Genomic DNA, 26,054 nt, shown 5'->3' on the forward strand with positions numbered 1-26,054 from the left:
GCTCGGTCGTGGTCCCGGCGAAGCGGGCCCTCCCGGAAGGATCACCCGTTGCCGCGGGATCCGGTAGCGCGCGGGGGACTTGCTCGATCCAGCTCGGGCGGAATTGGTCTGAACCGGTGAGCTTCGGGTGGAGTTCAAGCGAGGTCGTCCGCCGGAACCGGCAACAGCGCCAGCTCCGCCCACTCCTCCCCCGCCATCCTCGTCATCAGCACGCGAGGCGTCTCGGCCAACGCGGCCGGCCACTCACGCTGGATCTTCGGGATCAGCGGCGACTTCAGATGCCGCTCGACCCCCTCCTCTCGATGCCCCTCCAACAGGAAGAACACCCCGGGCTCGTCCACGCTGCGCGCCCACCAGAACCAGAGGTTGGTGTCCTCCGAACGCGTGGCCCGAGTGAACTCCTCCACCAGCCCGAGCCAGCGATCCGCCCACTCTTCACGCACCGTGAACCGGATCACGACGACCTGCATCAGCGGGCACTCCGTTCGCGCACCGGCGCCGTCCACCGGGCGAGGACCGCCGCCCAGTCACCGGACTCGGCATTGCCGGCCCAGGCGATGTAGCCGTCCGGGCGGACCAGCAGGCCCGGGCCGTCGTCGGTGCGGTGGACCACCGGGACCGGCGCCCGCACCGGCCCGGCGTCCCGCCCCGCCACGAGCACGAACCCGCCGTGCCGCAACGCTTCAGCCAGCCGTCCGGTCCGCAACGGGATCTCGCGCGCGGGGCGGCCGACCAGCCGGTGCGAGGACGGCGGGCGGCGGTAGCGGATGCCGGTTCCGGTGAACATGCCCGCGGCCTTGCCGGCGACCCGGCCGTTGCGCAGCAGCGCGCCGAGAACGTGGTTGCGCAGCAGCCGCGCCGGCCACGAGCGCACCGTCATCAGGCGGATCGTCGCGCCGCTCGTGCGCAGCACCAGCTTGCCGACCGGGTGCCGCTCCTCCTGGTAGGTGTCGAGGATCGCGGGGTCGGCGCCGCCCAGGACGGCGGCAAGCTTCCAGCCGAGGTTGAGCGCGTCCTGGATGCCGGTGTTCATGCCCTGCCCGCCCGCGGGCGAATGGACGTGCGCGGCGTCGCCCGCGAAGAACACCCGGCCCGCGCGGTAGGCGCCGACCTGACGCTCGTCGCTGCGGAACCGGGAGATCCAGCGGGTCTCCCCCATGCCGAAGTCGGTGCCCATCGTCCGCCGCAGGATGTCGCGCACCACGGCCGGCTCCGGGCGGAACGCCGGGTCGCCTTCGTGGCGCCGGTCCCAGGCGATCACGCGGAACCACCCGTCGCCGAACGGCGCGACAAAAGCGAAGCTGTCCTTGACGGCGTCCACCGTGACGACGTCGCCGGGCGGGTCGGCGAGCCGCGTGTCGGCGAGCATGATCGAGTCCAGCAGCACCTTGCCGGGGAACGCCGTGCCGGTCAGCCGCCGGACGGTGCTGTGCGCGCCGTCGGCCGCGACGACGTAGGACGCCTTCAGCGCCGGTTTCCCGGCGGAGCCGAGGTGCACCAGAACCCCGTCGTCGCGCTGGTCCAGCCGCGTGAGCTCGGCCCCGCGCACGATCCGCGCGCCCAGCTCCCGGGCGCACTCCTCCAGCAGGCTGTCGACGTTGCGCTGCGGGGTGACCAGCAGGAACGGGAAGCGGGACGGCAACCGCGTGAGATCGAGCCCCGCGCTCTTCCACAGGCTCAGGCTGCCCGCCTTGGCGCCCGTCGCGACGAGCGCGTCGGCGAGGCCGCGGCTGTCCAGGACCTCCAGCGTCCGGGCGTGGGTCCCGAACGCCCGGCTGAGCGGCGACGCCTCCGCGTGCTTCTCGACGACCACGACCGACCGGCCGGCCAGCGCCAGCTCCCCGGCGAGCAGGCAGCCCGCCGGGCCGGCCCCGACCACCACGACATCCACCGTCTCCACCGGAACCTCCTAAGTCAACAGCGGGTGACTTAGACGGTAGCGGGCGTCGCGAAGTCAAGTCAACCGTCGGTGACTTATGCTGGCGGCGTGACCGCACCGCGCCGCCGCTCCGCCCCCGCCACCCGTGCCGCGATCCTCGAGGCCGCCCGGACGCGCTTCGGCGCCCACGGGTTCGACCGCGTCCGGCTGCGCGACGTGGCCGCCGACGTCGGCGTCGACCCGGCGATGGTGATCCGCTACTTCGGCACGAAGGAAGGGCTCTTCGCCGCGGCCGCCGAGTTCGAGCTGGACCTGCCCGACCTCACCGGCGTGTCGGCGGACGACCTCGCGCGGGTCCTGATGCCGCGCTTCTTCGGTGTCTGGGAGGGCGACGCCGGCTTCCTGTCCCTGCTGCGCGCCGCCACGACCAGCACGGCCGCGGCCGAGAAGATGCTGGAGCTGTTCACCGCCCAGGTCACCCCGGCGGTGGCCGCGGTCGTGCCCGACCGCGCCCCGCAGCGCGCCGCGCTCCTCGGCTCCCAGATCCTCGGCCTGGCCCTGTCCCGCTACGTCCTGAAGGTGCCGCCGCTGGCGGACATGGGACGCGCGGAGCTCGAAGCCTGGGTCACGCCGGTCATCCGCCACTACCTCACGGACCCGGCGTGACCGCTCAGCCGGCCAGGACCACCGACCGGGTCAAGTGCGCCGGGCGGTCCGGGTCCCGGCCGGCCGCCAGCGCCAGCTCGACCGCCAGCCGCTGGACGGCGACCAGCTCCGCCAGCGGGTCCAGCCGGCCCTGACGGAGGTGGGCGCCGGTCGCCTCGATCTGCCGCACCAGGCCGGTGTCCAGGGGCGCCAGGCTCCACACCGCCCGGCCCGGCGCCGCGACCGCGATCGGGCCGTGGCGGTACTCCATCGCCGAGTACGACTCGGTCCACCAGGCCGCCGCCTCACGGACCTTCAGCGCGGCTTCGTTCGCCAGCCCGCCGTGCCAGTCCGCGCCGAGGAAGGAAATCTGGGCCGCGGCGAGCAGTTCCGGCTCGAGCGGCTCGGCCAACGCCCGGGCGACGTCGGCCAGCGCGCGCTCGACCGGCAGCCCCAGGTGCGCGCGCAGGAGCAGCAGCTGCGTGGTCGGGAAGCGCGTCTGGACCACCGACCGCTCATCCGCGTACGGCAGCGCGACCACGTCGTCGGACAGCTCCGCGGCCGGGGAGCCGGCGACCGCGGTGATCGTCGTGACGCGGGTTCCCGGGCGGGCCCGGCCGATCGCGGTGAGGATCTCCGTCGTCGTGCCGGAGCGGGTCATCACCAGCAGCCGGTCGTAGGGCCGGTCGAGCTTCGCCTCCGACGCCGGGAAGACGTCGGTCAGGCCGAGCCCGGCTTCCTCGCGCAGCTGGGCGTAACACTGGGCCATGAACAGCGAGGTGCCGCAGCCGACCACCGCGACGCGCTCCCCCGCGGCGGGCAGCGCGGGCGTGTGGGACGGCAGTTCGCGCAGCACGCGCGCCCAGCACTCCGGCTGGCTGGTGATCTCGTCGAGCGTGTGGGACATGGTTCTCCTGGGGTCAGTGGCCGAGGACGGCGCGAAGGGCGGGCTGGAGGCGGTCGCCGTGCGCGCGGACGAGGTCGTCGCACAGCTGGAAGATCCGCTCGACCGGCAGCGCGGCGGCGGTCGCGGGATCGGTCATCGCGGCGTGGCGGATGTGCCGCGGGTCGTCTTCGACGGCCGCGCGCACGACGAGGTCGTTGACGCTCAGGTACGTCCGGTTCAGCGCGGCGAGCTGCGGGGGCAGCGCGCCGATCCGGGTCGGCCGGACGCCGGTGCCGTCGACCAGGCACGGCACCTCGACCACCCCGCCGGCCGGCAGGTTCTCGATCAGGCCGTGGTTGACCACGTTGCCGTACACCGTGCGCGGGGTCCCGGTGAGGACACTGTGGACGATCTGCGGCGCGTACTCCTCGGTGCCTTCGACGGGCAGCGGCTCGCCGGCCGCGACCGCCCGCCGCGTCCGCTCGTACTCGGCCTCGTTCTCCGCGACGATGTCGAGGTAGGCGCCGATCGGCAGCCGCAGGCGCTCGACTTCGCTGTCGTGCTTGAGGTACCAGGGGACGTACTCGGCGGAGTGCTCGCTGGTCTCCGTCGGGTAGAAACCCAGGCGCCGGAACATGTCGAACCGGACGCGCCGCCGCAGCTGCTCGTCGGCCGCGGCCAGCTCGGCCAGCCGCGGGTAGAGGTCGGCGCCCGCGTGCTCGAAGCGCAGCACCCAGGCCTGGTGGTTGACCCCGGCCGCGACGTAGGTGACCTCCTCGAACGGCACGCCGACCAGCTGCGCGAGCCCGTGCACGGTCCAGTACACCGAATGGCACAGCCCGACGACCCGCGTCAGCCCGGTCGCCTCGGCCAGGTACTGGACGTTCATCGCCATCGGGTTCGTGTAGTTGAGCAGCCAGGCGTCCGGGCAGACGTCGGCGATGTCCGCGCCGAGCGCCTTCAGGAACGGGAACGTGCGCAGCGCGCGGAAGATCCCGCCGATACCGAGCGTGTCGCCGATGGTCTGGCGCAGGCCGTAGCGCGCCGGGACCTCGAAGTCGACGCGGGTCGCCGCCCCCATCCCGATCTGGACCATGTCCACGACGAAGTCCGCGCCCGACAACGCTTCCCGGCGGTCGGCGTGCGCGGTGAGCAGTGGCTTGACCCCGCGGACGGCGGCGATCCGTCGCGCCGCGGCCAGCGCGGTCGCGAGCCGGTCCGGGTCGATGTCGTGCAGGGCGACGTGCACGCCGTCCAGCTCGGGGTAGGTGAAGAGGTCGGCGAGCAGGCCCTGGGTGAACACGACGCTGCCGGCGCCGACGAAGGTGATCTTGGGGGTCATGCGGGGTCCGATCCGGTGCGTTCGAGGTGGACGAGTACGTCGTCCCACGTGGCCTGGCCCGCGGTGCCGCCGCGGGCGCGGACGGAGAAGCCGCCGCAGACGACGCCGCAGCGCAGCGCCGTCGCGAGCGGCAGCCCGGCCAGGACGCCGGCGAGGAACCCGGCGTCGAAGCTGTCCCCGGCGCCGACCGTGTCGACGGCGGCCGCCGGAGCGCCGGGAGCGAAGGCGAATTCGCCGCCCTGGCAGCAGAAGGCGCCGTCCTCGCCGTCCTTGACCACCACGGCGGGGCCGCGCGCGGCCAGCACCGCGGCGGCCCGCCGCGCGTCGGGCACGCCCGCCAGCCGGATGGCCTCCGCGGCGTTGGGCAGCAGGAAGTCCGTCTCCGCCAGCAGGCCGCCGACGTCCCAGGTCCCGGCCGGGTCGTCGTTGGTGTCGACGGACGTGGTCGCGCCGTGCTCCCGGGCGGTGCGCAGCAGGGCGGGCAGGCCGGCGGCGAGCTTCGGCAGCAGGAAGTACGACGACGCGTGGACGTGCCTGCTGGTGGCCAGCAGCTCCGGCGGGACGTCGGCCGCGGACGTCGTGGCCAGGGTGCCGGGCGCGGTGACGATCGCCCGGTCGCCGTCGCGGGTGAGGACGGTGGTCAGCGGGGTCGGCAGGTCCGGGTCGGTGCGCAACGCCGTGGTGTCGACACCGCGGTCCTCGAGCGCGGCCCGGACGAACCGGCCCCCTTCGTCGGCGCCGACCCGGCCGGCGAGGGCGACCTTCAGGCCCAGCCGGGCGGCGCCGGCGGCGGTGATGGCGCCGGAGCCGCCGAGGGTGAGCGTGCCGAAGGGGGCGAGCTGTTCGCGATGCCCGAAGGCGAGGTCCGTCCGAAGCGGACCGAGGATGACGTCGGGGTTGGCGTCGCCGACGACCAGGAGGTCGAAACGGTGCATGGTCAGCCCTTGAGCCCGCTGGTGGTGATGGACTGGATGAACGTCTTCTGCGCGCCGAGGAAGGCGAGCAGCACCGGCAGCACGGTGATCACGTTGCCCGCCATCACCGCGGCCCAGTTCGTGTGGTGCTGGCCCTGGAAGGTGGTGAGGCCCAGCTGCAGCGTGTACGTCGTGTCGTGGTTGAGCGCGATGAGCGGCCAGGTCAGGTCGTTCCAGGTGCTCAGGAACGTCAGCACGGCCACCGTGGTCAGCGCGGGCCGCGAGAGCGGCAGCACGATCGTGACCAGCACCCGCAGCCGCGAGCAGCCGTCGATCCAGGCGGCTTCTTCGAGCTCCCTGGGCAGGGACAGGAAGAACTGGCGCAGCAGGAACACCGCGAACGGCGTGACCAGGGACGGCACGATGAGCGCGCCCAGGCTGTCGATCAGGCCGAGCCGCTTCATCACCAGGAACGTCGGGATCATGGTGAGCTGGAACGGGATCGCCATCGTCGCGACCATCAGCCCGAGCAGCACCCGCGACCCGGCGAAGCGCATCCGCGCGAACGCGTACCCGCCGAGCGTGCCGAACAGCAGGTTGGACGCGACCGTCACGGCCGAGACGATCAGCGAGTTCGTGAACCAGCGCACGAAGAGCGCGTTGTCGAGGACGTAGCGGTAGCCCAAGAAGTCGACCCGGGACGGCCACAGCGCGGGCGGGAAGCGGTTGATCTCGGCGTTGCTCATCACCGAGCTGAGCAGCAGCCACACCAGCGGCGCGGCGAACACGAGCGCCAGCGGCACGAGCAGCAGGTGCCACGGGCTGAAGGGCAGCCGCGGCCGGCGCAGCACGGGCAGGACGCGCGGGGCGGGGACACTGCCGATCCGGGTGGTCATCGGAGCACCTCCCGCCGGCGGCGCAGCAGGCGGACGGCCACCACGACGACGAGCAGGGCGAGCGCGAGCACGTAGGCCGACGCCGCGCCGTACCCGGCGGTGAAGTTCTTGAACGCCTGCTCCCAGACGAAGTAGACGATCACCGTGGTGGAGCCGAGCGGGCCGCCCTTGGTCGTCACGTAGACCAGGTCGAACACCTGCAGCGACGTGATCAGCTGCCACAGCACGAGGAACGCCGTCACCGGGGTGACCGCGGGCAGCGTCACGTGCCGGAGCACGCGCCAGGTGCCCGCGCCGTCCAGCCGCGCGGCCTCGACCAGCGACGGCTCGACGTCCTGCAGCGCGGCGAGGTAGACCACGACGCAGAATCCGGTGCCGCTCCACAGCGTGATGCCGACCAGCACCAGCAGCGCCTGTCCCGGATCGGTCAGGAAACCCTGCGGGGACACGCCGAGGTGGTGCAGCAGTGAGTTGGCCGCGCCGAACTGCGGGTCGAGGATGAACGAGAACAGCACCCCCTGCGCGGTCGCCGAGAGCACGAACGGGACGAACACGAGCGTCCGGTAGACGCCGATCAGCCGGATACGCCGGTTGAGCGCCTGCGCCAGCAGGAAGCCGAACACGATGCTCAGCGGCACGTAGAGCACCATGTACAGCACGGTGTTCCCGACGGCCTGGGCGAAGTGCGGGTCCTGGGCGAGCGCGGCGTAATTGTCCCCGCCGACCCACCGGCTGGGCGTCACCAGGTCGTCGACCTGGAACGACAGCAGCAGCGACCAGGCGACGGGCACCACACCGAGGCCCAGGATGATGAGGACAGCGGGCGAGACGTAAGCCCAGGCGGCGGCGGTTTCGCGCCGCCTGCGTTGAGTGGGGGTGACGGTGACGGGCCTCGGCAGTCCGGGCATGGCGGCTCCCTATCGCGGAATGATCAGGGCGGCGTTCGCGGCCGCGGCGCAGTCGCGCAGCGCGTCGGCCGGGGACGCCTGGCCGAGCAGCACGGCGACGATCGCGGTGCCCAGCGCCGCCGACACCTGCGGGTAGGCCGGGTGCACCGGGCGGACACGGGCGTGGTCCAGCGCGTCGACGAACACCGGCAAGCCCGGCGTTTCGGCGGTTTTCGCTTGCCACGCGGGCAGCTGCTGCGTCCGGCGGCTCAGCGGGAGGCTGCCCGCGCCGTCGTCCCAGCGGACGTCCTGGGCCGGGTCCGCCAGCCAGGACAGGAAGGTCCGCGCCGCGTCGACCCGGGCTTCGCCGTTGTCGAAGAGCGTCCAGGTGTCCGGGCCGGAGATCGTCACCGGGCGGCCGCTGAAGCTGGGCAGCGGCACGACCGCGTAGTCGATCCCGGCGTCGGTGATGTCGGGCAGCTGCCACGGCCCGGTCGGGACCATGCCGATGTGGCCGGCTTCGAAGGCCTGGTACATCTGCTCGCTGCCGGTCTTCGGGTCGAGGTAGACGGACTTCGCCGCGGCGAGGTCGCGGACGACTTCGAGCGCGCGCACACCCTGGCCTGCGAACCCGATGCCGCGCCCGCCGGCGCCGATGACGTCACCGCCGAGGTCCCACACCATCGGCCACAGCCGCCACACGGTGTCCTCGTCGCCGGTGGCGGGCCACGCGGTGCCGAAGGTGCCGTTGCGCGGGTCGGTGAGCTTCGCGGCCACGGCGACGAAGTCGGCCCATGTCCAGCCCGCGGCGGGCAGCGGGATCCCGGCCTGGTCGAACAACGTCTTGTTACACACCACGGCCAGCGAGTCGAGCAGCGCCGGGACGGCGCGGGCGCGGCCGTTGACCGTGACCGCCTCCCGAGCCGGCGCCCAGAAGCCGGGGCCCGCGTCGACGAGACCGGTGACGTCGACGACGCTCGGGCTGCGCGCCACGCTGGCGAGGTCCGAACCGAAGACGTAGGCGATGTCCGGGAACGACCCCGACGCGAGCGCCGCGGTGATCTTCTGCAGCATCGCGTCGGCGAGGACACCGCCGCCCAGGTCGATCCGGATGCCGGGGTGCGTCCGGTGGAAGTCCGCGACGAGCGTGTCGAGGACCTTCTTGCCGGTGTCGGTCTGGCCGTGCCAGACCTCGACCGTCACCGGACCGCCGTCGCCCGTCGTGGCCGCGCCGCACCCGGCCACCGCCGTGCCGAGGGTGAGGCCGCCGACCCCGCGGAGGAAGCTCCGCCGGTCCATCAGCAGGTCTTGCGGACGTAGCCGGACTCGCCCTTCGGGACGACGTCGAGGTCGCGGCGGACGATGCTCAGCGAGCTCCACCGGCTGCAGGCGGTCTTGAGCCCGCTGTCGGTGTACTCGATGACGATCACGTGGTCGCCGAACGCGGGCGTGAACTCACCGCAGTTCTTCTGCTGCCCGCACTCTTCGGCGATGGCGAAGTCGAGCCCGTTCGCCTGGCGCCGGCCGGCCAGCTCGGAGGTGTTCTTCTGCGCGATCGCCAGGCCCTTTTCGTGGGCGTGCGCGGAGAGCAGGCGGATGTAGGCCTGGGCGTTGCTGTCGGACAGAAGTCCTTTCGAGCGCGTGAAACTGTCGTAGTTGTCGGGCTCGATCGCCTGGTAGCCCTTGGCCGCGCAGTCGTCGACCCAGGTGTCGACCTTCGCGGCGACGCGGGTGCGCTTGTCCGCGGTCCGGAGGTCGAGCAGGGCCTCACCCCAGTCTTCGTCGACGACCACCTTGCCGCCGGCGTCGCGCAGCAGGAGGTCGTTCCACTCCCCCTCGGCGCCGGGCTGGGCCTGGAAAGCGTTGACGTAGCAGATGTTGTAGAGCCCGGCGGCGGGCTGGGCGGTGTGATCGCGGCTGACGACCTTGACGTCGGCGGCCGGGGTGTAGGCGCCGCCGATCTGGTAGTCGAAGCCCGCCTTGACCGGCGGGGGCACAGGGGCCGCGGCCGGCGCGGCGGCGGCCGAGCACGCGCTGCCGCCGAGGATCGCGGCCGAGCACGCGGCGACGGTGAGGAACCGGGTGCGGGAGAAGGGCATCATCGGTCTCCGGATGATGGTGGGCACGACCCCGCCTCGGACGCCGTGCACGTCCTGGCGACTCAGTCCGGGCTCGCGGCGGCGGCCGACATACCGGCTGGGCGTACCTCTCACGCCGGGACAGAACCACGCCGACGTGCCGAGAAGTAAAACCAGCAAGTCCGCGCATGTCAAGTGCTCGATGCTGATCGCTTGGAGCGATGATCACGCACTCGCGAGCACGGCGGACGGCCTGCCTCGGGTCGCTGCACGTGGTGACGGGGGCGGCAAGCCGAGCTCGCCCACCGCCGGGATGTCCGGACGCCGACGGCCGCGCCCCGCTGCGCCGAAAGGGCAGGTTCGAGGGACGTTCGTACCCGACCCGGCCCGCCGGGCGTTGACCGCGCCGGGGCGCGTACCTACCGTTCGGCCACCGGCGGATAAAGGGTCTGGACCACATGGCATCCGCCCCTTCCCAGGAGGTGCCAGTGCTTTCCAGGCGTACCTTCGTCACCGCGGGGCTCGTGGCCGCCGCGGCCGGCACACCGCTTTGGTCCGCCCTCGCCGCGCCGCGGGCGCGGGCCGCCGCCGCGCTGCCGCTGACCCTGAAGAACAACTCCGGCAACGGCACCGTGTACGCCTACGTCAGCGGCGCCGACACCTCGGGGTGGCCCGGCTTCGTCACCGCCGACGGCCGGTTCCAGCGGCTGTCCAACCCCTCCTCGCCGGTGACGCCGATCCCCGACTACGCGATTCCCTTGAGCGGCTCGGGATCCCAGGTCACGGTGATGCTGAACGACTACATCATCGGCGGCCGCGTCTGGTTCTCGGCGGACAAGAAGATCCAGTTCTTCGTCAACCCCGGGCCCGGACTGGTGCAGCCCGGCTTCACCAGCTCGGACCCGAACTGGCAGACGAACTGGACCTTCTGCGAGTTCACCTACAACAGCGCGAACCTCTACGCGAACATCAGCTACGTCGACATGGTCGCGCTGCCGGTGTCCATGGCCACCACGGGCGCGGCCGGCGCGCAGTCGGTCAGCCCGCTGCCGGACGGCGCGCTCGCCGCCATCGCCGACGGGCTGCGCGCCCAGCACTCGACCGACGGCGCGCCGTGGGACCGGCTGGTCGTCACCGACGCGTCCGGGAAAGTCGTGCGGCTGCTCGCCCCCGGCCACTCCCCCGTCGACTTCGGGGGTTACTGGAACAACTACCTCAACGCGGTCTGGGACCACTACCGCTCGACGCCGCTGACGGTCAACGGCCAGGGCGCCATCGGCTCCTACACCGGCACGGTCAGCGGGGACACGATCGTGTTCGCGGGCCTCAACACCAACGGCGTCCCGTTCACGAAACCCAGCGCGGTGGACATCTTCGGTTGCGCGAGCGGGCCGCTGTACAACTCCGGCGCGGACGCGCGCGGGGCCGTCGCCGCGCGGCTGGCCGCCGCGCTCAACCGCAGCAGCCTGCTGGTCGGCGGCGGCAACAACCAGCCCGACGGCGTGGCCCCTTCGCAGTACTACCAAGACGCGACGACGAACCACTACGCCCGCCTGGTCCACCAGCACGCGTCGATCGGCTACGCCTTCCCGTACGACGACGTCGGCCCGACCGGCGCCCAGCCGGTCGACGGCCACCTGCAGGACCCGGCGCCGACGTCCTGGACCGTCGCCCTCGGCCCGGGCGCGGGCGGCGGCACCACACCGCCGCCGGGCGGAGGCGTGGGCGCGTACACCACGATCCAGGCGGAGTCCTACACCGCGCAGAGCGGCACGCAGAACGAGGCGTGCGGCGACACCGGCGGCGGCGTCGACGTCGGCTGGATCGCCGGTGGGGACTGGCTGAAGTACTCCGGTGTCGACTTCGGCTCGAGCTCACCACGCCAGTTCGTCGCCCGCCTGGCCTCCGGCGCGGCCGCCGGGGTGAGCGGCGCGATCCTCGCCCGCCTGGACAGCGTGAGCGGGCCGGTCGTCGCCGAGATCGACTTCGCCAACAACGGCGGGTGGCAGCAGTGGCAGACGGTCCCGGCCAACGTCGTCGGCGCGGCGACCGGGGTGCACGACCTCTACCTGACGTTCGGGGGCGGCTCCGCGGACTTCGTCAACATCAACTGGTTCACCTTCACCCGGTGACCGCTCACCCCACGGTGTCGAACAGCCGGCGGGCGGCCACGGCCGCGCCGTCGGTGCGCATCCGGGCGGCCAAGGCCGTGGCCCGCGCCCGGGTTTCCGGGCCCAGGACCGTTTCGAGCGCGGCCGTCAGCGACTCGGCGCCGGCGGTCGCGCCGTCGAGGTTCACGCCGACCCGCGCCTCCCCCACCCGGGCGGCCCAGTACGGGGTGTCCGCGATCGGCAGCGGGACGACCAGCTGCGGCACGCCCGCCCGGGCTGCCGTCTGCGCGGTGCCCGCGCCGCCGTGGTGCACCACGGCGGCGACCTGACCGAACAGCCGCTGGTGGTTGACCTCGCCGATGGCGAAGCAGTCGGGTACGTCGAGGTCCGCCCAGCCACGGGAGACGAGCACGCGGTGCCCCAGCGCGCGGATCGCTTCGACGGCCCGGGAAACGATGCCCGGCGCCGGCGGGATGCTGCCGAAGCCGACGTAGACCGGCGGCGGGCCCGCGGCCAGGAAGCTCTCCAGGTCGGCCGGGAGCGGGCGGTCGTCCGGCAGGTACCAGGCGCCGGTCTGGACCACGTCGAGCCCCGGGGTCTCCGGCCACGGCCCCAGGACCGGGTCGGCGGCGAGCCACGGCCGGTCGCTGTAGACGTGGTCGCGGACGTTGTCCACCGGCGGCAGGCCGAGCGCCGCACGGTGGCCGTTGAGCGCTTCGCGGAACTGCGTGTTCGCGTGGCCGGCGTCGCGCTCCCACAACGCCCAGTTGCCGGTGGCCTCCGGCTCCGGCCAGCCCGGCCGCGGCGGCGGCGCGTGGTGGGGCGAGGGCAGGTTGACCGCCGCGTAGGTCGCGTAGAAGTACGGGATGCCCGAAGCTTCGGCCACCGACCGCGCGCCGACCTGCGCCAGCCCGGCCGCCACCAGCGCGGCACAGCCGTCGGCCGCTTTCGGGTACGCCTCGAACTGGGCCTCGACGACGGCGTTGCGGTAGCGGGACAGCTCGGCCGCCGACGGCGGTTGCTCCCCGCTCATCAACGCCCGCATCGACAGCCCGACCGGCACCGGCTCGATCCCGAGACCGGTCAGCCGCTCGGCGAACTCCTCGTCCGGCGGGGTGCACATCCGCGTCTCGACACCCAGCTCCTGGAGCCGGACCGCCAGCGCCACCAGCGGTTCCACGTCGCCCCGGGTCCCGTACGTGGCCAGCAGCACCCGCATTCCGCCCCACTTCCGCCGATCTTCCCTTACGGTGCGGCAGGAGTGTACGGCGCTCCCGCCCGGTTCCCGATCCCACTCACGGAGAGAGTCCTCGATGCGCAGTTCGTCCGTGACCACCCCCGATGTCTCGATCGTCTTGCCGTGCGCCGGATTCGCGACGCGTTTCGAAGCGCCCTACTCGAAGGAGCTGCACTGCCTGACCCCCGGCGTCACGGTGCTGGACCGCAGCCTGGCGCCCGCCGTCGAACTGGCCGAAAACGGGCTCGACGTGCGCCTGGTCGTCGTGTTCCGGACGCACAAGCTCGACACCGTCCGCTACCTCGAGCGGTACGCCCAGACCTTCCAGATCGTCTTCGTCTACCAGGACGAATCGCTGCAGGCCGGGCTCGACGGCGCGATCCGGTCGGCCTTGCCGATGACGGCGGGACCGGTGGCCCTCGTGCTCCCTGACATCGTTGTCAGCGGCGCGGGCAGCACCGGTAGCCTCGGCACCGCGGTGGAGCGGGCCAAGGAGACCGGCTGGAGCGTGGTGGCCACCGAGGAGCGCGATCCCGACGCCCTGCGGCTGACGGGCGCGCTCACCGTCAGCGGGGAAGGCGACGCCGCGACCGTCGCGGCGGCCGCCGAGAAGCCGGCGGACCCGTCGGGCTTCAACGCGTGTTGGGGCATGGTCGCGGTCACCGCGGAGGAGGCGCACCGGCTGCCCGACGTGGCCCGCCGGGACGCGGACAGCCCGCTGGCCGGCGCGACCGCGCTGATGGTGGAGCGGATCGTGAACTACAACACAGTCGCGGGCTGACGCTCCGGCACGAACTTAAGGGCAGACTTGCGCCACGACTCGTGATCACCCGAAGGTGTGGTGTTAACTGTCCGGACAGACAGAGAGCGTTTCCCCGACCTCGGCTGCCCGCCCTGCCCGGAAAGGCCGTCCTCGATGCAGGTGACCGCACCGCTGTCGTCCGGTCAGCAGCGCCTTTGGGCCGTCTCCCAGCTGGACGGCGCCGGCCCGGCCTACAACGAGGCCATGGCGTTCACCTTGCGGGGCCCACTGGACCGCGACGCGCTGCGCCGCGCGTTCGAAGCTCTCGCCGACCGCCACGAAGCCCTGCGCACCCGGTTCGCCGTCGAGGACGGCCGGCCCTGGCAAATCGTCGAACCCGCCGGCCACGGCTTCCCGGTCACCGTCACCGACGTGACCGGGCGGCCGGAGCGGGCGGCCGAGCTGCGGCGCACCGACCCGTTCGAGCCGTTCGACCTGACCCGCGCGCCGCTCGGCCGGGCGCGGCTGCTGGCCGACGGCGCCGAGCACCACGTCCTGCTGATCACCGTCCACCACACGGTCTTCGACGGCTGGTCGCGCACGCTGATGCTGCGTGAGCTCGGGATCCTCTACGCCGCTCAGATGAGCGGTGAACCGGCTTCCCTGCCGGAAACGCGGCCCTACCGCGAGCACGCCCAGGCCCAGCAGGACTGGCTCGCCGGCCCCGGCCCGGCGCCGCACGAGGCGTACTGGCGGGACCGCCTCGACGGCGTCCCGCCGGTGCTGGAGCTGCCCGCCGACCGGCCGCGCCCGGCGCGGCAGGACCACCGCGGCGGCCGGGTGCCGCTCGCGCTCGGGCCGGAGCTCACCGCCCGGGTGAAGGCGGTGGCGCGCGAGCACGGCGGCACGCTCTACTCCGCCATCCTGACCTGCTGGTTCCTGCTGCTCTCCCGGCTTTCCGCCCAAACTGACATCGTTGTCGGCGTCCCCACCGCCAACCGGGGCGGCGGCGGGGGCGACCACCCCGCCACCCTCGGCTTCTTCGTCAACACGATCGCCGTGCGCGCCGAGCTGGGCGGCTCCCCCACCGGCGCCGGCCTGCTCCGGCAGGTCCGCGCTTCCCTGCGCGGCGCGCTCGACCACGTCGACCTGCCCTTCGAGCGGGTCGTCGAGCTGGTCAACCCGCCGCGCAGCCCGGCGCACACCCCGCTGTTCCAGACGATGTTCGCCTGGGTGCCGACGATGCACGACCTGCTGGAGCTGCCGGGCGTGGCCGTCACCTCGGTCGACGTCGAGCACGCGCCCGCGAAGTTCGACCTCGCGCTCGGCCTGGCCGACGAACACGGCGACGTCGCCGGGCACCTCGACTACGCCGTCGCCCTCTTCGACGACACCACCGCGCAGCGCTACGCCCGGTACCTCGTCCGGCTGCTCGACCAGCTGGCCACCCGGCCGGACGCGGATGTCACGAGCTACGAGCTCCTCGACGACGCCGAGCGCGACGAGATCCTCACCGCCTGGAGCACCGGCCCCCGGCCGAACCGGCGGCCCGGCGGGCTGGTCGACCGGTTCACCGGCCACGCCGACACGACGCCGGACGTCCCCGCGCTCGTCTGCGACGGCCGGACCCTCACCTACGGCGAGCTGGACCGCCGCACCACGAAGCTGGCGAACGCCCTGCGGGCTCGCGGGGCCGGGCCGGGCGAGGTCGTGGCCGTCCTCAGTGGACGGTCGGTGGAGCTGGTGGTCGCCGTGCTGGGCGTGCTGAAGACCGGCGCCGCCTACCTCCCGCTCGACCCGGCCCAGCCGGAAGCCCGGCGAGCGGCGATGCTCGAGGACGCGCGCCCGGTGCTGGTCCTGGGTGACGACGTCCCGGCTCTGGAAGCCGAAGGCGACGAGACCCGGACCCCGGTGACCACCGGCCCGCGGGAGACGGCCTACGTCATCTACACCTCGGGCTCGACCGGGCGTCCCAAAGGTGTGGCGGTGACGCACCACAGCGTCCTCGCCCTCTTCGACCAGTGGCTCGACCGCTTCGGTGCGACGCCCGGCGAAGCGACGTCGGCGTGGTCGAGCATCGGCTTCGACGCCTCGGTGCACGAACTGCTGCTCCCCCTGACGACCGGCGCGGTCCTGCACGTCGTGCCCGAGGACGTCCGGGCCGACCCCGCGGCGTTGATGGCGTGGCTGCGCGAACACCGGGTGGTGCAGGCGTTCCTGCCGCCCGCGTACGTCCGCTGGATCGACGAAGACCCCGACCGGGTCGCCGGGCTCGCGCTGCGGCAGGTCCTCACCGGCGTCGAACCCCTGTCGGAGGCCGCGCTCGCGCGGTTCGCCGAAGCGGTGCCCGGGCTGCGGATCTGCTTCGGGTACGGGCCGACGGAAGCCACGCTCTACGCCACCGCCCACTTCGACCCGCGGCCGCTGGAGCGCCCGGCGCCGATCGGCCGGCCGCTGCCCGGCTCGCGGATGTACCTCCTGGACGAGCGGCTGCGGCCGGTGCCGCCGGGGGTCGCGGGTGAGGTCTTCCTGGCCGGTGACTGCCTGGCCCGCGGCTACCTGCACCGGCCGGGGCTGACCGCCGAGCGGTTCGTGGCGGACCCGTTCGTCCCCGGTGAGCGCATGTACCGCACCGGCGACCTGGCCCGCTGGCTCGCGGGAGGCGAAGCCGAGTACGCGGGCCGCCGCGACGACCAGATCAAGCTGCGCGGGTTCCGCATCGAGCCCGGCGAGGTGACGGCCGCGCTGCTGGCCGTCCCCGGCGTCCGCGAGGCCGCCGTGCTGGTGGACCGCGAAGGCGACCCCCGGCTGGTCGCCGGGGTCGTGGGCGGCGCCCGGACCCCGCACGAGTGGCGGGCCGCGCTGGCCGGCCGGCTGCCGGACTACATGATCCCGTCGGTGTTCGCCGAGTTCGGCCGGCTGCCGCTGAACCGCAGCGGCAAGCTCGACCGCGACGCCGTCCTGGCGCACGCCCGGGCTTCGGCGCCCGCCGCGGTCAACACCGCCGCTCCGCGCGACCACGTCGAGCTGGCGCTGCTCCGGATCTGGCGGACCCTGTTGCTGCACCCCGCGATCGGCGTCTCCGACGACTTCTTCGACGTCGGCGGCACGTCCATCTCGGCGATCAAGCTGGCCCACGCGATCGGCGCGGAGTTCGGCCGTGAGCTGCCGATCCGCGACGTCCTCGTGCACCCGACCATCGAGGCGCAGGCCGCGCTGCTGCGTGCGGAAACCCCGCCGGACGGCGGCAGCCTGATCGAGTTCCGCCGCGGCGCCGGTCAGGCCCGCGTCGTCTGCGTGCACCCGGCCGGCGGGACGGCGTTCTGCTACCTGCCGCTCAGCGCCGAGCTGCCCGAGGACGCCGGCGTGGCCGGGATCCAGTCGCCCGGGCTGAACCCCGGCGAAGAGCTGCTGCCGAGCGTCGAGGCGATGGCCGAGGAGTACCTGCGGCTCGTCGACCCGCGGCCCGGCGAGACTTTGGTCCTCTGTGGACTCTCCTACGGCGGCCTGGTCGCCTACGAGATGGGACGACGGCTGGCCGGGCACCACCCGCGCGTCAGCGTTGTCCTGCTCGACACCACCGCCACCGACGACCCGGCCGCGAAGGCGGCGATCGAGCCGGTGCCGGCGGCCGAGTTCCGCGAGAAGCTGGTGCGGTTCAACGGGATGTACCCGGGCATCGAGGACGCGCAGATCGAGCGTTACCACCGCACGTACAACCACAACCGGCTGACCGCGCGCGAGCACGACCCCGGCGAGTCGGCCGCGCGGGTGGTCTTCGTGCAGGCCGTCGGCGAGGACACGATCCCCGGCACCGCGGAGTTCTGGCGCCGCCGCGTCCGCGGGGAGTTCGAGGTCGTCCCCGCCGGCTGCGGGCACTGGGACATGCTCGAGAGCGACGCGCTGCCGCTGGTCGCCAAGGTGATCACGGCCGAGCTGGCGGCCCGATGACGTCGCTCGCCCGCCGCGTCCACGACCGGGCCCTGCGGCACCCGGACGCCGTAGCCGTGTCCGACGGCTCGCGGCGGCTCACCTACGCGGAGCTGAACGCCGGCGCCGCGGCCGTCGCTGAGTCGTTGTCGCGCCTCGGGGTCGGCCCGGGTGACGCGGTCGCCGTCGGCCTGCCGCGCTCGGCGGAGCTGGTCCAGGTCATGCTGGGCGTGCTGCGCCTGGGCGCGCAGGTCGTGCCGCTGGACAGGCAGAGCCCGCCCGCGCGCCGTGACGTCATCCTCGCCGACGCGGGCGCGGCCGCCGTCGTCAGCGACGAGCTGCCCGGTGTCACCCCGGCCGAACTCCTGGCCACGCCCGCTTCCCCCGGCCTGCCCGCCGAGCCCGCGCCGGCGTCGTTCCTCTTCTACACCTCGGGCACGACCGGGCGGCCCAAGGGCGTCGAGGTGCGGGACGCGGGTGTCCTGCGGCTCGCCGAACCCGGCTGGCTGGACGCGGGCAGCCGGTTCGCCTGCCTGGCCAACCCGGCGTTCGACGCGATCAGCTTCGAGGTGTGGGTGCCGCTGCTGACCGGCGGCACCTGCGTGATCCTCGACGACGAGACCGTGCGGGACCCGCGGGCGTTCGCCGACGCGCTGGTCCGCGAACGCGTCGACACGATGTTCGTGACCGCGACGCTGTTCAACGCCGTCGCGGAGACCGTGCCGGGCAGCTTCGCGACCGTGCGCCGGGTCGTCATCGGCGGTGAGCAGCTCAACGCGCCCCTGATCCGCCGCTGGTACCGGGCCAACCCGGACTCGCCGACCCGGCTGCAGAACGGTTACGGGCCAACAGAAACGACGACGTTCGCGCTCAGCTACGCCATCCCGCGGGGCTTCGACGGGGATGTAGTGCCGATCGGCCGGCCGCTGCCCGGCACCGGCGCGGTCGCCGTGACGCCGGACGAGCGGGTCGCCGCCGAGGGCGAGATCGCCGAGCTGTACCTCTCCGGCGCCGGCGTCGCGCTCGGTTATCGCGGTCTACCGGCGGAGACCGGGCAGCGGTTCGTCCGGCTGCCGTGGTTCGACGACGGCCGCGCGCGGTTCTACCGGACCGGCGACCTGGTGCGGGTGCTGCCGGGCGGGCGGTACGCCTACGCCGGGCGGACCGACCGGCAGGTGAAGGTCCGCGGGTTCCGGATCGAGCCGGGTGAACTGGAGCAGCGCCTGCTCGCGCACCCCGCGATCCGGCAGGCCCACGTCGCCGTGCGCCGCGCGGCCACCGCCGAGCTGCTCGCGTTCGTCGTGGCGGGTGACCTGACCTTCGACGCGTTCGACGCTCATCTGAGCGAAACCGTGCCGGTCTACATGCGGCCGCACCACGTCTTCCGCCTCGGCGAGCTGCCTCGGAACGCGAACGGGAAGGTCGACGAAGCCGCGCTGCTGGCCGGCGGGTTCCCGCCGTGGCGACCGGACACCGGCGGCGACGCGACGGCGTGGGAACACGAAGTCCTGGACGTCGTGGCGGACGTCCTCGGCGTCCCGGATCTTCGTCCCGGCGACACGTGGCTGCGGTCGGGCGGCGACTCGCTCAAGGCGTTGCGGCTGCGGTTCGCGATCCGGGAACGCTGGGGCGCGGACCTCCCGCCTTCGGTGGTGCAGCGCGGGAACTTCGCCGAGCTCGCCGCCGCCGTCTCCTCGGCCGGGCGCGTGGTGTATCCGCCGGTGGGACCGCCGACGACGGCGACGACGGCCCCGGCCACCAGCGAACAGCAGCGGCTTTGGCTGCTGCAGCAACGGAATCCGGCCGCCACGGCGTACCACGTGCCGCTGGCTTTCGAGATCAGCGGCGCACCCGATGTCGAGGCGTTGCGCCGCGACGTCCGGGCACTCGTGGCACGGCACCCGGCGCTGCGGACCGCGTTCGAGGCGACTCCCGACGGCCTGCGCCAGGCGCCGAACCCGGCGTACGACCCGTGGACCGCGCCTTCCGACGACTTCTTCACCGCGCCGTTCGACCTCGCTTCCGGCCGGCTGCTGCGCGCGGCCTGGCGGCCCGAGGGCACGCTTCTGCTGTGCCTGCACCACATCGCGGTCGACGGCTGGTCGCTCAACATCCTGTTCCGCGAGCTGTCCGGCGAACCGCCACGACCGGAAGCGCACACCCCACTCGACTTCGCCGCCTGGCAGTCCCGCTGGTTCGCCTCCCCCGGCTACCGCGACCGGCTGACCGACCGGGCCGACGACGCCGAGCCACTCGGCGAAGCGTCCCTGACCGGGCGGCTGCACACGACCCGGATCGACCACGAGCGGGTCGACGCATGGGCCGGTGAGCTGGGCCTGACCCGGTTCCAGCTCCTGCTCGGCGTGTTCGCCTGGAGCCTTTACGCCGTGACCGGGCGGACCCGGCCGCGGATCGCCGCGCCGGTGGCGAACCGGCCGGTGCGGGAGTTCGAAGACAGCGTCGGGATGTTCGCCAACACCGTCCGGCTGCCGCTGACGGTGGATCCGGACGAAGACCTGGGTTCCCAGCTCCGCCGGCTCGGCGAAGCGTCCGGCGCGGCACTGGACGGCCAGGACGTCGCCTTCGCCGACCTCGATCCCGGGTACGCGGCGTTCGACTACCTGTTCGTCCTGGAGAACACCGACTTCGGCGCGCTGCGGCTGCCGGGCTGCTCGGTCAGTCCACAGTGGATCGAGGCGGCCGAGGCGAAGTGCGCGCTCACGCTTTCGGTCGTCGAACGGCCCGACGGCTTCGACTGCCTGTGGGAGTACGGCGAAGGCCACTTCACCGAAGCCGAAATCACCGCTCTCGGCGACGTCTTCGACCGCGCCTTGCACGGCGACGCGCAGACACCGGACCACCGCGACCACGGCCGCGGCGCCACGGCGGCGCTGACGTGGGAGACCGTGGCGGAAGGCTTCGCTCGTCAGGTGGCGCGGACACCCGACGCCCCGGCTTTGACCGGCGAGACCACGCTGACCTACGCCGAGCTGGACGCCCACGCGGCCCGGCTGGCCGCGACCCTGCCCGCGGACGCCACCGACATCGCGCTGTACCTGCGGCCGTCGGCCGAACACGTCGTCGCGCTGCTCGCCCTCGCCCGGCTGAACATCACCGCCGTGCCGCTGGATCCCGCGTACCCGCCGGCGTTGCTGCGGGACGTGCTCGGCCAGGTCCGGCCGCGCTGCGTCCTGCTCGCCCCGGGTGAGGACTTCGAGACCGACGTCGAGCGGCGGTTCGTCACGCTCACCGACGGGCCGGTCCCGGAGGTCCCGGCCCGGCACGCGGGCCGGCCGCTCTACACGCTGTTCACCTCGGGCTCGACCGGGGTGCCGAAGGGGGTGCGCGTCCCGGACCGCACGCTGGCCAACCTGCTGCAGTGGCAGGACGCGCCGCCCGCGGTGACGCAGCAGTTCTCGATGCTGTCGTTCGACGTGTCGTTCCAGGAGATCTTCACGACCCTCTGCGGCGGCGGGCGGCTGCACCTGGTCCGTCCGGAGTGGCGGCACGACGTCCCGGCGTTGCTGGCCCAGCTGGACATCGCCGGGATCGAACGGATCTTCCTGCCGTACGTCGCCTTGCAGCTGCTGGCCGAGCACGGCGTCCGGCTCGGGCGGTTCCCGTCGCGGCTGCGGGACGTCGTCACCGCCGGCGAGCAGCTGGTGTGCACCCCGGCGATCCGCCGCTGGTTCGCCGGGTTGCCCGGCGCGCGGCTGCACAACCACTACGGCCCGACCGAGACCCACGTCGTGAGCGCGTTGACCCTCGACGGCGACCCGGCGGAATGGCCCGAGCGGCCCGCGATCGGGCGTCCGGTGGCGAACGCGGTGCTGCGGGTCGCCGACGCCTCGGGCGCGCCGCTGCCGCCGGGACAGGTCGGCGAGCTGCTCATCGGCGGTCTCGCGGCGAACCGGTGTTACCTCGGCGACGCGGCTGGGGAGAAGTTCGCCGAGCTGCCGGAGCTGTACTACCGCAGCGGCGACCTCGCGCACTTCGACCGCGCCGGGCTGCTGCACTTCGACGGCCGGGCCGACCGGCAGGTCAAGCTCAGCGGGTACCGCCTCGAGCTCGGGCAGGTCGAAGCCGCGCTGCTGCGGCACGCGGACGTCGTCAACGCGGTGGTCGTGCCCGAGGGCGACCGGCTGGCCGCGTTCCTGGAGTGCCGCCGGACGCCGTCCGCTTCGGAGCTCGCGGATCATCTGGCGCCGCTGCTGCCACCGCACGCGAGAGTGGACCGTTTCCGCGTTGTCGACGCTCTGCCGCGCACACCCAGCGGAAAGCTCGACCGGGACGCCGCGTCTCTGGCGCCGGGCACGGATCTGCGCCGGGACTCGCCGCCGTCGAGCGAGCTGGCGGCGTTGTTCGAGGAGGTGACGGGCGCGTCGATCGGGCCGGACGAGACGTTCTTCGCCGCGGGCGCCACCAGCCTTTCGTTGATGCGGTTCCACTTGCGCTGCGCGGAAGCCGGGTACCGGTTCACCGCGGCCGACCTCTTCGAGCACGTCACGCTGCGGGACCTGACCCGGCACCTCGAAACCGGCCCGGCTCCGGCCCGGGTCGTTTCCGAGGCCGCGGCCGACGAGCCGGTGGCCGTGGTCGGGATGGCGGTGCGGCTGCCCGGCGCACCGGACCTGGCGGCGTTCTGGGACCTGGTCGTCGCCGGCCGCCGGGGCATCCAGGAGTTCCCGGCCGCCGACGGCCTGGTCGGCGCGAGCAGCCTGCTGGACGGGCCGCTGGAGTTCGACCCGGAGCACTTCGGGATCAGCCACCGGGACGCGGCGCTGATGGACCCGCAGCAGCGGCAGCTGCTGATGGCGTGTGTCGAAGCACTGGCCCACGCCGGGGTCACCCGGACCGACCGGGTCGGGCTCATCGCGGGGTGCGGGGAGAACACGTACTTCCAGGAGATGCTGCGCTCGGCCGACCCGGGCGCGCTGCCGGACGGTTTCCAGCTCGCTTTGCACCACGAGAAGGACTTCCTGGCCACGAAGGTCGCCTACCACCTGGATCTGACCGGCCCGGCGCTGACGACGCAGACGGCGTGTTCGAGCTCGCTCGTCGCCGTCCACCAGGCGGCGGGGATGCTGCGCGGCGGCGAGGCGGAGGTCATGCTGGCGGGCGGCGTGCTCGTCGACGTCACCCTGGCCGAGGGGTACCGGTACCGGCCGCAGCACATCTTCTCGGCGGACGGGCACTGCCGGCCGTTCAGTGACGACGCGGACGGCACCGTCGGCGGGAGCGGCGTCGGTGTGGTGGTGCTGAAGCCGCTGTCGGCGGCCCGCCGCGACGGCGACACGGTGTACTCGGTGATCACGGGCTCGGCGCTGACCAACGACGGCGCGGTGAAGCAGGGCTACAGCGCGCCGTCTCCGGCTGGGCAGCGCGCGGCCGTCCAAGCCGCGCTTCGGCGAGCCGGGCGTTCCGGCGCCGACGTCGGGTACGTGGAGACGCACGGAACCGGCACCCGCCTCGGCGACCCGATCGAGGTGGCGGCGCTGCGCGAGGCGATGCCGGAGTCGACGGGCTGCGTGTTGTCGTCGGTGAAGAGCCAGATCGGCCACCTCGGCGCGGCGGCGGGGGTGGTGGGCCTGATCCGCGCGACCCTCGCCCTCCACCACGGCGTGCTTCCGCCGACGGTGGACTTCCGGGCGCCGAACCCGGCGTTGGACCTGGGGCCGTTCCGCGTGCCGACGCGGGCGGAGCCGTGGCCCGCGGGCCCGCGGGTGGCCGGGGTGAGCAGCTTCGGCATCGGCGGGACGAACGCCCACGTCGTGCTGGAGTCGGTCCGCCCGGCGGCGGTTCCGGCGCCCGAACCGGTGCGGTGCCTGGTGCTTTCCGCACGCAGTGCGTCCGCGCTCCGGTTGACGGCGGCCCGCGTGGCGGACTACCTGACCGCACACCCGGAGTCGTATGTGGACGTTCTCCGCCACCTGCAGTCCGGCCGCCCGGAGGCCCGCTGGCGCATGGCGGCGGTCTTCGAGGACGCGACCGCGGCGGTGGCTTGGCTGCGCACCGCCGAGCCCCTGGAGGTGCCCGACTCCGAGCTTTCACGTGAAAGCTCCGCTCTCGGTGTCGAGCTTTCACGTGAAAGCTCGGGGCTCGCCTCGGGCGCGGCCGAGCTGGCCGCTGCCTGGGTGGCCGGGGCGGCCGTCGACTGGGGCCGTTCCTCCGCGTCCGCGCCGTGGGACTTCCCGCCGCCCGCCTTCGCCGTCCGCGACTTCGACTTCCCGCGGCGAGCCACCGCCTCGCGGCTGCCCGAAAGCGACTGGCTCCACCAGCCCACCTGGGTCCGTCTCCGCCGCGCCACCACCGCAGCCAAGACCGACCGCGTCCTCGTCATCTCCGGTGAAGGCCCGCTGACCGCCCCCGCGCTCGACGCCGCCTACCCGCGCGTCGTCCGGGTCCACGCCGCGGCGGCGTTCGCGCGCCTCGGACCCGACACCTTCGAAGCCGACCCGGCCGACGTCGCGGACCTCCGTCAGGTCCTGGCCGCCCTGCCGGACACCGGCATCGACTGGCTCCACACCCTCCCCCTCACCATCACCGGCCCCCTCGGCGAAGATTCCCTCGCCCAGGCGACCTGGGCCTGCCTCGACACCCCAGCCGCCCTGGTGCGAGCCGCCCACGACCGTCCACTCAGGACTTGGTGGATCTCGAGCGGCGCGGCTCCCGCCAACACCGCCGTCACGCGCCCCGAAGCCGGGCTGCTCGCCGGGATCACGGCCGTCGGCCCGCAGGAGAGCGGGCTGCCCGGCCACTGGGTCGACCTGCCCGACCCCAGCCTGGACGGGCTCGCCGACCTCCTCACCGGCCCGCCCCCGCCGGACCGGGTCGCGCTCCGGGCCGGTTTCTGGTGGACGGAGGAAAGCACGCCGGTCACCCCCGGCGAACCCGGCCACGGCGACGGCACCCACCTCGTCCTCGGCGGCACCGGCGGCATCGGCACCGCCGTCGCCGAAGAGCTCCTGACTCGCACCACCGGCCGAGTGGTCCTGCTGGCGCGCAACCCCTTCCTGCCCGAAGCGCTCAAACCCTGGGCGGACCGCGTCGGCCTCCTCGCCGCCGACGTCACGACGATCACCGCCGACGAGGTCGACGCCGCGCTCGGCGAGCCCCTCGCCGGGATCGTCCACGCGGCCGGCGCTCCGGCCGGCAGCCTGATCGCCACCCGCGGCGAAGGCACGCAGAACGTCAAGCTCGCAGGCGCCCTGCTCGTGGAACAGCTCATCGAACGCCACCGGCCCGCGTTCGCCGTCTACTGCTCGTCGCTGTCGGCGCGGTTCGGCGGCACCGGCCAGCTGGACTACGCCGCCGCCAACGGGTTCCTCGACGCCCTCGCCCACCGCGACGGCCCCACCGCCCGCCTCTCGATCGGCTGGGACGTCTGGCGTGACACCGGGATGGCCGTCACCGCACTGGAAACCGACACGCGGCACCAGGCGCACCTCGCGGTCGGCCTGAGCGACGAAGAAGGCCGCCGCACGTTCGCCCGCGCCTTGACCACGGGCCTCCCGCAGCTCCTCGTCGCGACGACCGGCCTCGACACGGCTCGCGGGTTCCACGAGCGGGAGATCACGGCCAAACCGGCGGAAGCCGACCTGACCGAGGAAGTCCGCGCCCTGCTGGGCGTCGCCGAACTCGACCCGGACGTGCCGCTGTACGACCTCGGCGCCGACTCCCTGACCCTGCTGGACGTCATCGACTCCGTGAAACGGCTCTACGGCGTCGACCTCGACCTCGCCTGGCTCGGGCCCGAGGTGACGATGACGGCGTTGCTCGCGAAGCTCTCCGAAGCCGGCGACACCGGCGAAGTGGTGGTGCAGGTCTGGCGCGAGGGGACCAAAACGGACGTCGTGTGCCTCGTGCACCCGGTCGGCGGGGACGTCCACGCGTACCGCCCGCTCGTCGAGGCCCTGGACCCCGAGCTCGGCGTCTGTGTGATCGCCGACCCGGCGTTGAGCCGACCGGAACCGCCCGGCTGGCCGATCGCGGACCGGGCCCGTCGCTACCACGCGGCGCTGCAGAAGCGTTTCCCCGGCCGCACCTGGCAGCTGGCCGGGTGGTCGTTCGGCGCCTGGGTCGCAACCGGCATGGCCGCCGAAGCCGAGACGGCCGGGCAGCCGGTGCGCGCCCTGCACCTCATCGACCCGCCGCCGCCCGGCGCGAGCGCCGCGGACTACAGCGACACGCAGCTGGAAGCGGTGTTCGAGCGTGAGCTGGGCGCTTCGAGCGGCACCGCCGGCGAGCACGCGCGGCGGCTCGCCCGCGCGTGCCGGGCCAACCTGCGCAGCATGGCCGGCCACGAGCTGCCGCGCCTGGCCGCGACACCGAGCCATGTCTGGCTCGCCACCGAACCCGAACCCGGCCTGCCGGTCGGCGACCGCGAAGGCTGGCGCGCCCTGCTGCCCGAACCGAGCCGCTGGCACGCACTGCCCACCACCCACTACGGCATCGTGCGCGCGCCGCACGTCACCGCCGTGGCCGCGGCCCTCGGACTGTGAGACCCA

General features: G+C 73.5%; 15 protein-coding genes. 5 read left to right on the forward strand and 10 right to left on the reverse strand.

Translation table 11 applies throughout. The features are described 5' to 3' along the window. Nucleotides 1-134: 134 nt before the first annotated feature. The gene (locus tag ACZ61C_RS41520; protein WP_465313437.1) at nt 135-470 is read right to left on the reverse strand and encodes a putative quinol monooxygenase; all 336 of its coding nucleotides are present in this window, start codon (nt 468-470) and stop codon (nt 135-137) included. Further along, on the reverse strand, nt 470-1,900 hold the full coding sequence (locus ACZ61C_RS41525) for an FAD-dependent monooxygenase (RefSeq protein WP_465313438.1): 1,431 nt from the start codon (nt 1,898-1,900) through the stop codon (nt 470-472). The genes ACZ61C_RS41520 and ACZ61C_RS41525 overlap by 1 nt, the downstream gene beginning before the upstream one ends. An 87-nt stretch (nt 1,901-1,987) precedes the next feature. Here ACZ61C_RS41525 and ACZ61C_RS41530 point away from each other — a divergent pair, with 87 nt between their 5' ends. Continuing rightward, complete coding sequence (locus ACZ61C_RS41530; protein WP_465313439.1) at nt 1,988-2,545, forward strand: TetR/AcrR family transcriptional regulator; 558 nt, start codon at nt 1,988-1,990, stop codon at nt 2,543-2,545. 4 nt (nt 2,546-2,549) lie between these two features. Here ACZ61C_RS41530 and ACZ61C_RS41535 read toward each other — a convergent pair whose 3' ends face one another. The 7 genes from ACZ61C_RS41535 to ACZ61C_RS41565 are packed head-to-tail and all read right to left on the reverse strand — an operon-like array spanning nt 2,550 to nt 9,548. Beyond that, nucleotides 2,550-3,431 (reverse strand): SIS domain-containing protein, encoded by an 882-nt coding sequence (locus ACZ61C_RS41535; protein ID WP_465313440.1) that lies wholly within the window; start codon nt 3,429-3,431, stop codon nt 2,550-2,552. 13 nt (nt 3,432-3,444) lie between these two features. Beyond that, nucleotides 3,445-4,752 (reverse strand): alpha-galactosidase, encoded by a 1,308-nt coding sequence (melA, locus tag ACZ61C_RS41540; RefSeq protein ID WP_465313441.1) that lies wholly within the window; start codon nt 4,750-4,752, stop codon nt 3,445-3,447. Further along, a complete protein-coding gene (locus tag ACZ61C_RS41545) occupies nt 4,749-5,687 on the reverse strand; it encodes a carbohydrate kinase family protein (protein WP_465313442.1) in 939 nt (312 codons plus the stop codon). Before ACZ61C_RS41545 ends, melA begins: the two co-directional genes overlap by 4 nt. Before the next feature lie 2 nt (nt 5,688-5,689). After that, nucleotides 5,690-6,562 (reverse strand): carbohydrate ABC transporter permease, encoded by an 873-nt coding sequence (locus tag ACZ61C_RS41550; protein WP_465313443.1) that lies wholly within the window; start codon nt 6,560-6,562, stop codon nt 5,690-5,692. Next, nucleotides 6,559-7,470 carry a carbohydrate ABC transporter permease gene (locus ACZ61C_RS41555; RefSeq protein ID WP_465313444.1) on the reverse strand — a complete coding sequence of 304 codons (912 nt, stop codon included), beginning with the start codon at nt 7,468-7,470 and terminating at the stop codon, nt 6,559-6,561. Before ACZ61C_RS41555 ends, ACZ61C_RS41550 begins: the two co-directional genes overlap by 4 nt. Nucleotides 7,471-7,479: 9 nt before the next feature. Beyond that, entirely contained in the window at nt 7,480-8,748 is a 1,269-nt protein-coding gene (locus ACZ61C_RS41560) for an ABC transporter substrate-binding protein (protein WP_465313445.1), read from the reverse strand. Then, a complete protein-coding gene (locus ACZ61C_RS41565) occupies nt 8,748-9,548 on the reverse strand; it encodes an endo alpha-1,4 polygalactosaminidase (protein ID WP_465313446.1) in 801 nt (266 codons plus the stop codon). The genes ACZ61C_RS41560 and ACZ61C_RS41565 overlap by 1 nt, the downstream gene beginning before the upstream one ends. 467 nt (nt 9,549-10,015) lie before the next feature. Between ACZ61C_RS41565 and ACZ61C_RS41570 the strand changes: the two genes are divergently transcribed. Then, on the forward strand, nt 10,016-11,659 hold the full coding sequence (locus tag ACZ61C_RS41570) for a beta-1,3-glucanase family protein (RefSeq protein ID WP_465313447.1): 1,644 nt from the start codon (nt 10,016-10,018) through the stop codon (nt 11,657-11,659). A 4-nt stretch (nt 11,660-11,663) separates the two neighbouring features. Here the strand turns inward: ACZ61C_RS41570 and ACZ61C_RS41575 are convergent, their stop codons facing one another. Then, nucleotides 11,664-12,857 carry a glycosyltransferase gene (locus ACZ61C_RS41575; RefSeq protein WP_465313448.1) on the reverse strand — a complete coding sequence of 398 codons (1,194 nt, stop codon included), beginning with the start codon at nt 12,855-12,857 and terminating at the stop codon, nt 11,664-11,666. A gap of 94 nt (nt 12,858-12,951) precedes the next feature. Here ACZ61C_RS41575 and ACZ61C_RS41580 point away from each other — a divergent pair, with 94 nt between their 5' ends. The 3 genes from ACZ61C_RS41580 to ACZ61C_RS41590 all read left to right on the forward strand — a co-directional run bounded on the left by ACZ61C_RS41580 (nt 12,952) and on the right by ACZ61C_RS41590 (nt 26,048). Then, a complete protein-coding gene (locus ACZ61C_RS41580; protein WP_465313449.1) occupies nt 12,952-13,656 on the forward strand; it encodes a glycosyltransferase family protein in 705 nt (234 codons plus the stop codon). Nucleotides 13,657-13,791: 135 nt separating this feature from the next. Beyond that, the gene (locus ACZ61C_RS41585; RefSeq protein WP_465313450.1) at nt 13,792-17,568 is read left to right on the forward strand and encodes a non-ribosomal peptide synthetase; all 3,777 of its coding nucleotides are present in this window, start codon (nt 13,792-13,794) and stop codon (nt 17,566-17,568) included. Beyond that, nucleotides 17,565-26,048 carry an amino acid adenylation domain-containing protein gene (locus ACZ61C_RS41590; RefSeq protein WP_465313451.1) on the forward strand — a complete coding sequence of 2,828 codons (8,484 nt, stop codon included), beginning with the start codon at nt 17,565-17,567 and terminating at the stop codon, nt 26,046-26,048. The genes ACZ61C_RS41585 and ACZ61C_RS41590 overlap by 4 nt, the downstream gene beginning before the upstream one ends. Nucleotides 26,049-26,054 lie beyond the last annotated feature (6 nt).

Source organism: Amycolatopsis sp. NPDC104587, from assembly GCF_055583645.1.

Bases quoted from the DNA above. Each gene is read 5' to 3' on its own strand.
- ACZ61C_RS41590 (WP_465313451.1), top strand. From the start codon at position 17,565: ATGACGTCGCTCGCCCGCCGCGTCCACGACCGGGCCCTGCGGCACCCG.
- ACZ61C_RS41520 (WP_465313437.1), bottom strand. From the start codon at position 470: ATGCAGGTCGTCGTGATCCGGTTCACGGTGCGTGAAGAGTGGGCGGAT.
- ACZ61C_RS41580 (WP_465313449.1), top strand. From the start codon at position 12,952: ATGCGCAGTTCGTCCGTGACCACCCCCGATGTCTCGATCGTCTTGCCG.
- ACZ61C_RS41545 (WP_465313442.1), bottom strand. From the start codon at position 5,687: ATGCACCGTTTCGACCTCCTGGTCGTCGGCGACGCCAACCCCGACGTC.
- ACZ61C_RS41560 (WP_465313445.1), bottom strand. From the start codon at position 8,748: ATGGACCGGCGGAGCTTCCTCCGCGGGGTCGGCGGCCTCACCCTCGGC.
- ACZ61C_RS41565 (WP_465313446.1), bottom strand. From the start codon at position 9,548: ATGCCCTTCTCCCGCACCCGGTTCCTCACCGTCGCCGCGTGCTCGGCC.
- melA (WP_465313441.1), bottom strand. From the start codon at position 4,752: ATGACCCCCAAGATCACCTTCGTCGGCGCCGGCAGCGTCGTGTTCACC.
- ACZ61C_RS41535 (WP_465313440.1), bottom strand. From the start codon at position 3,431: ATGTCCCACACGCTCGACGAGATCACCAGCCAGCCGGAGTGCTGGGCG.
- ACZ61C_RS41550 (WP_465313443.1), bottom strand. From the start codon at position 6,562: ATGACCACCCGGATCGGCAGTGTCCCCGCCCCGCGCGTCCTGCCCGTG.
- ACZ61C_RS41575 (WP_465313448.1), bottom strand. From the start codon at position 12,857: ATGCGGGTGCTGCTGGCCACGTACGGGACCCGGGGCGACGTGGAACCG.
- ACZ61C_RS41555 (WP_465313444.1), bottom strand. From the start codon at position 7,470: ATGCCCGGACTGCCGAGGCCCGTCACCGTCACCCCCACTCAACGCAGG.
- ACZ61C_RS41585 (WP_465313450.1), top strand. From the start codon at position 13,792: ATGCAGGTGACCGCACCGCTGTCGTCCGGTCAGCAGCGCCTTTGGGCC.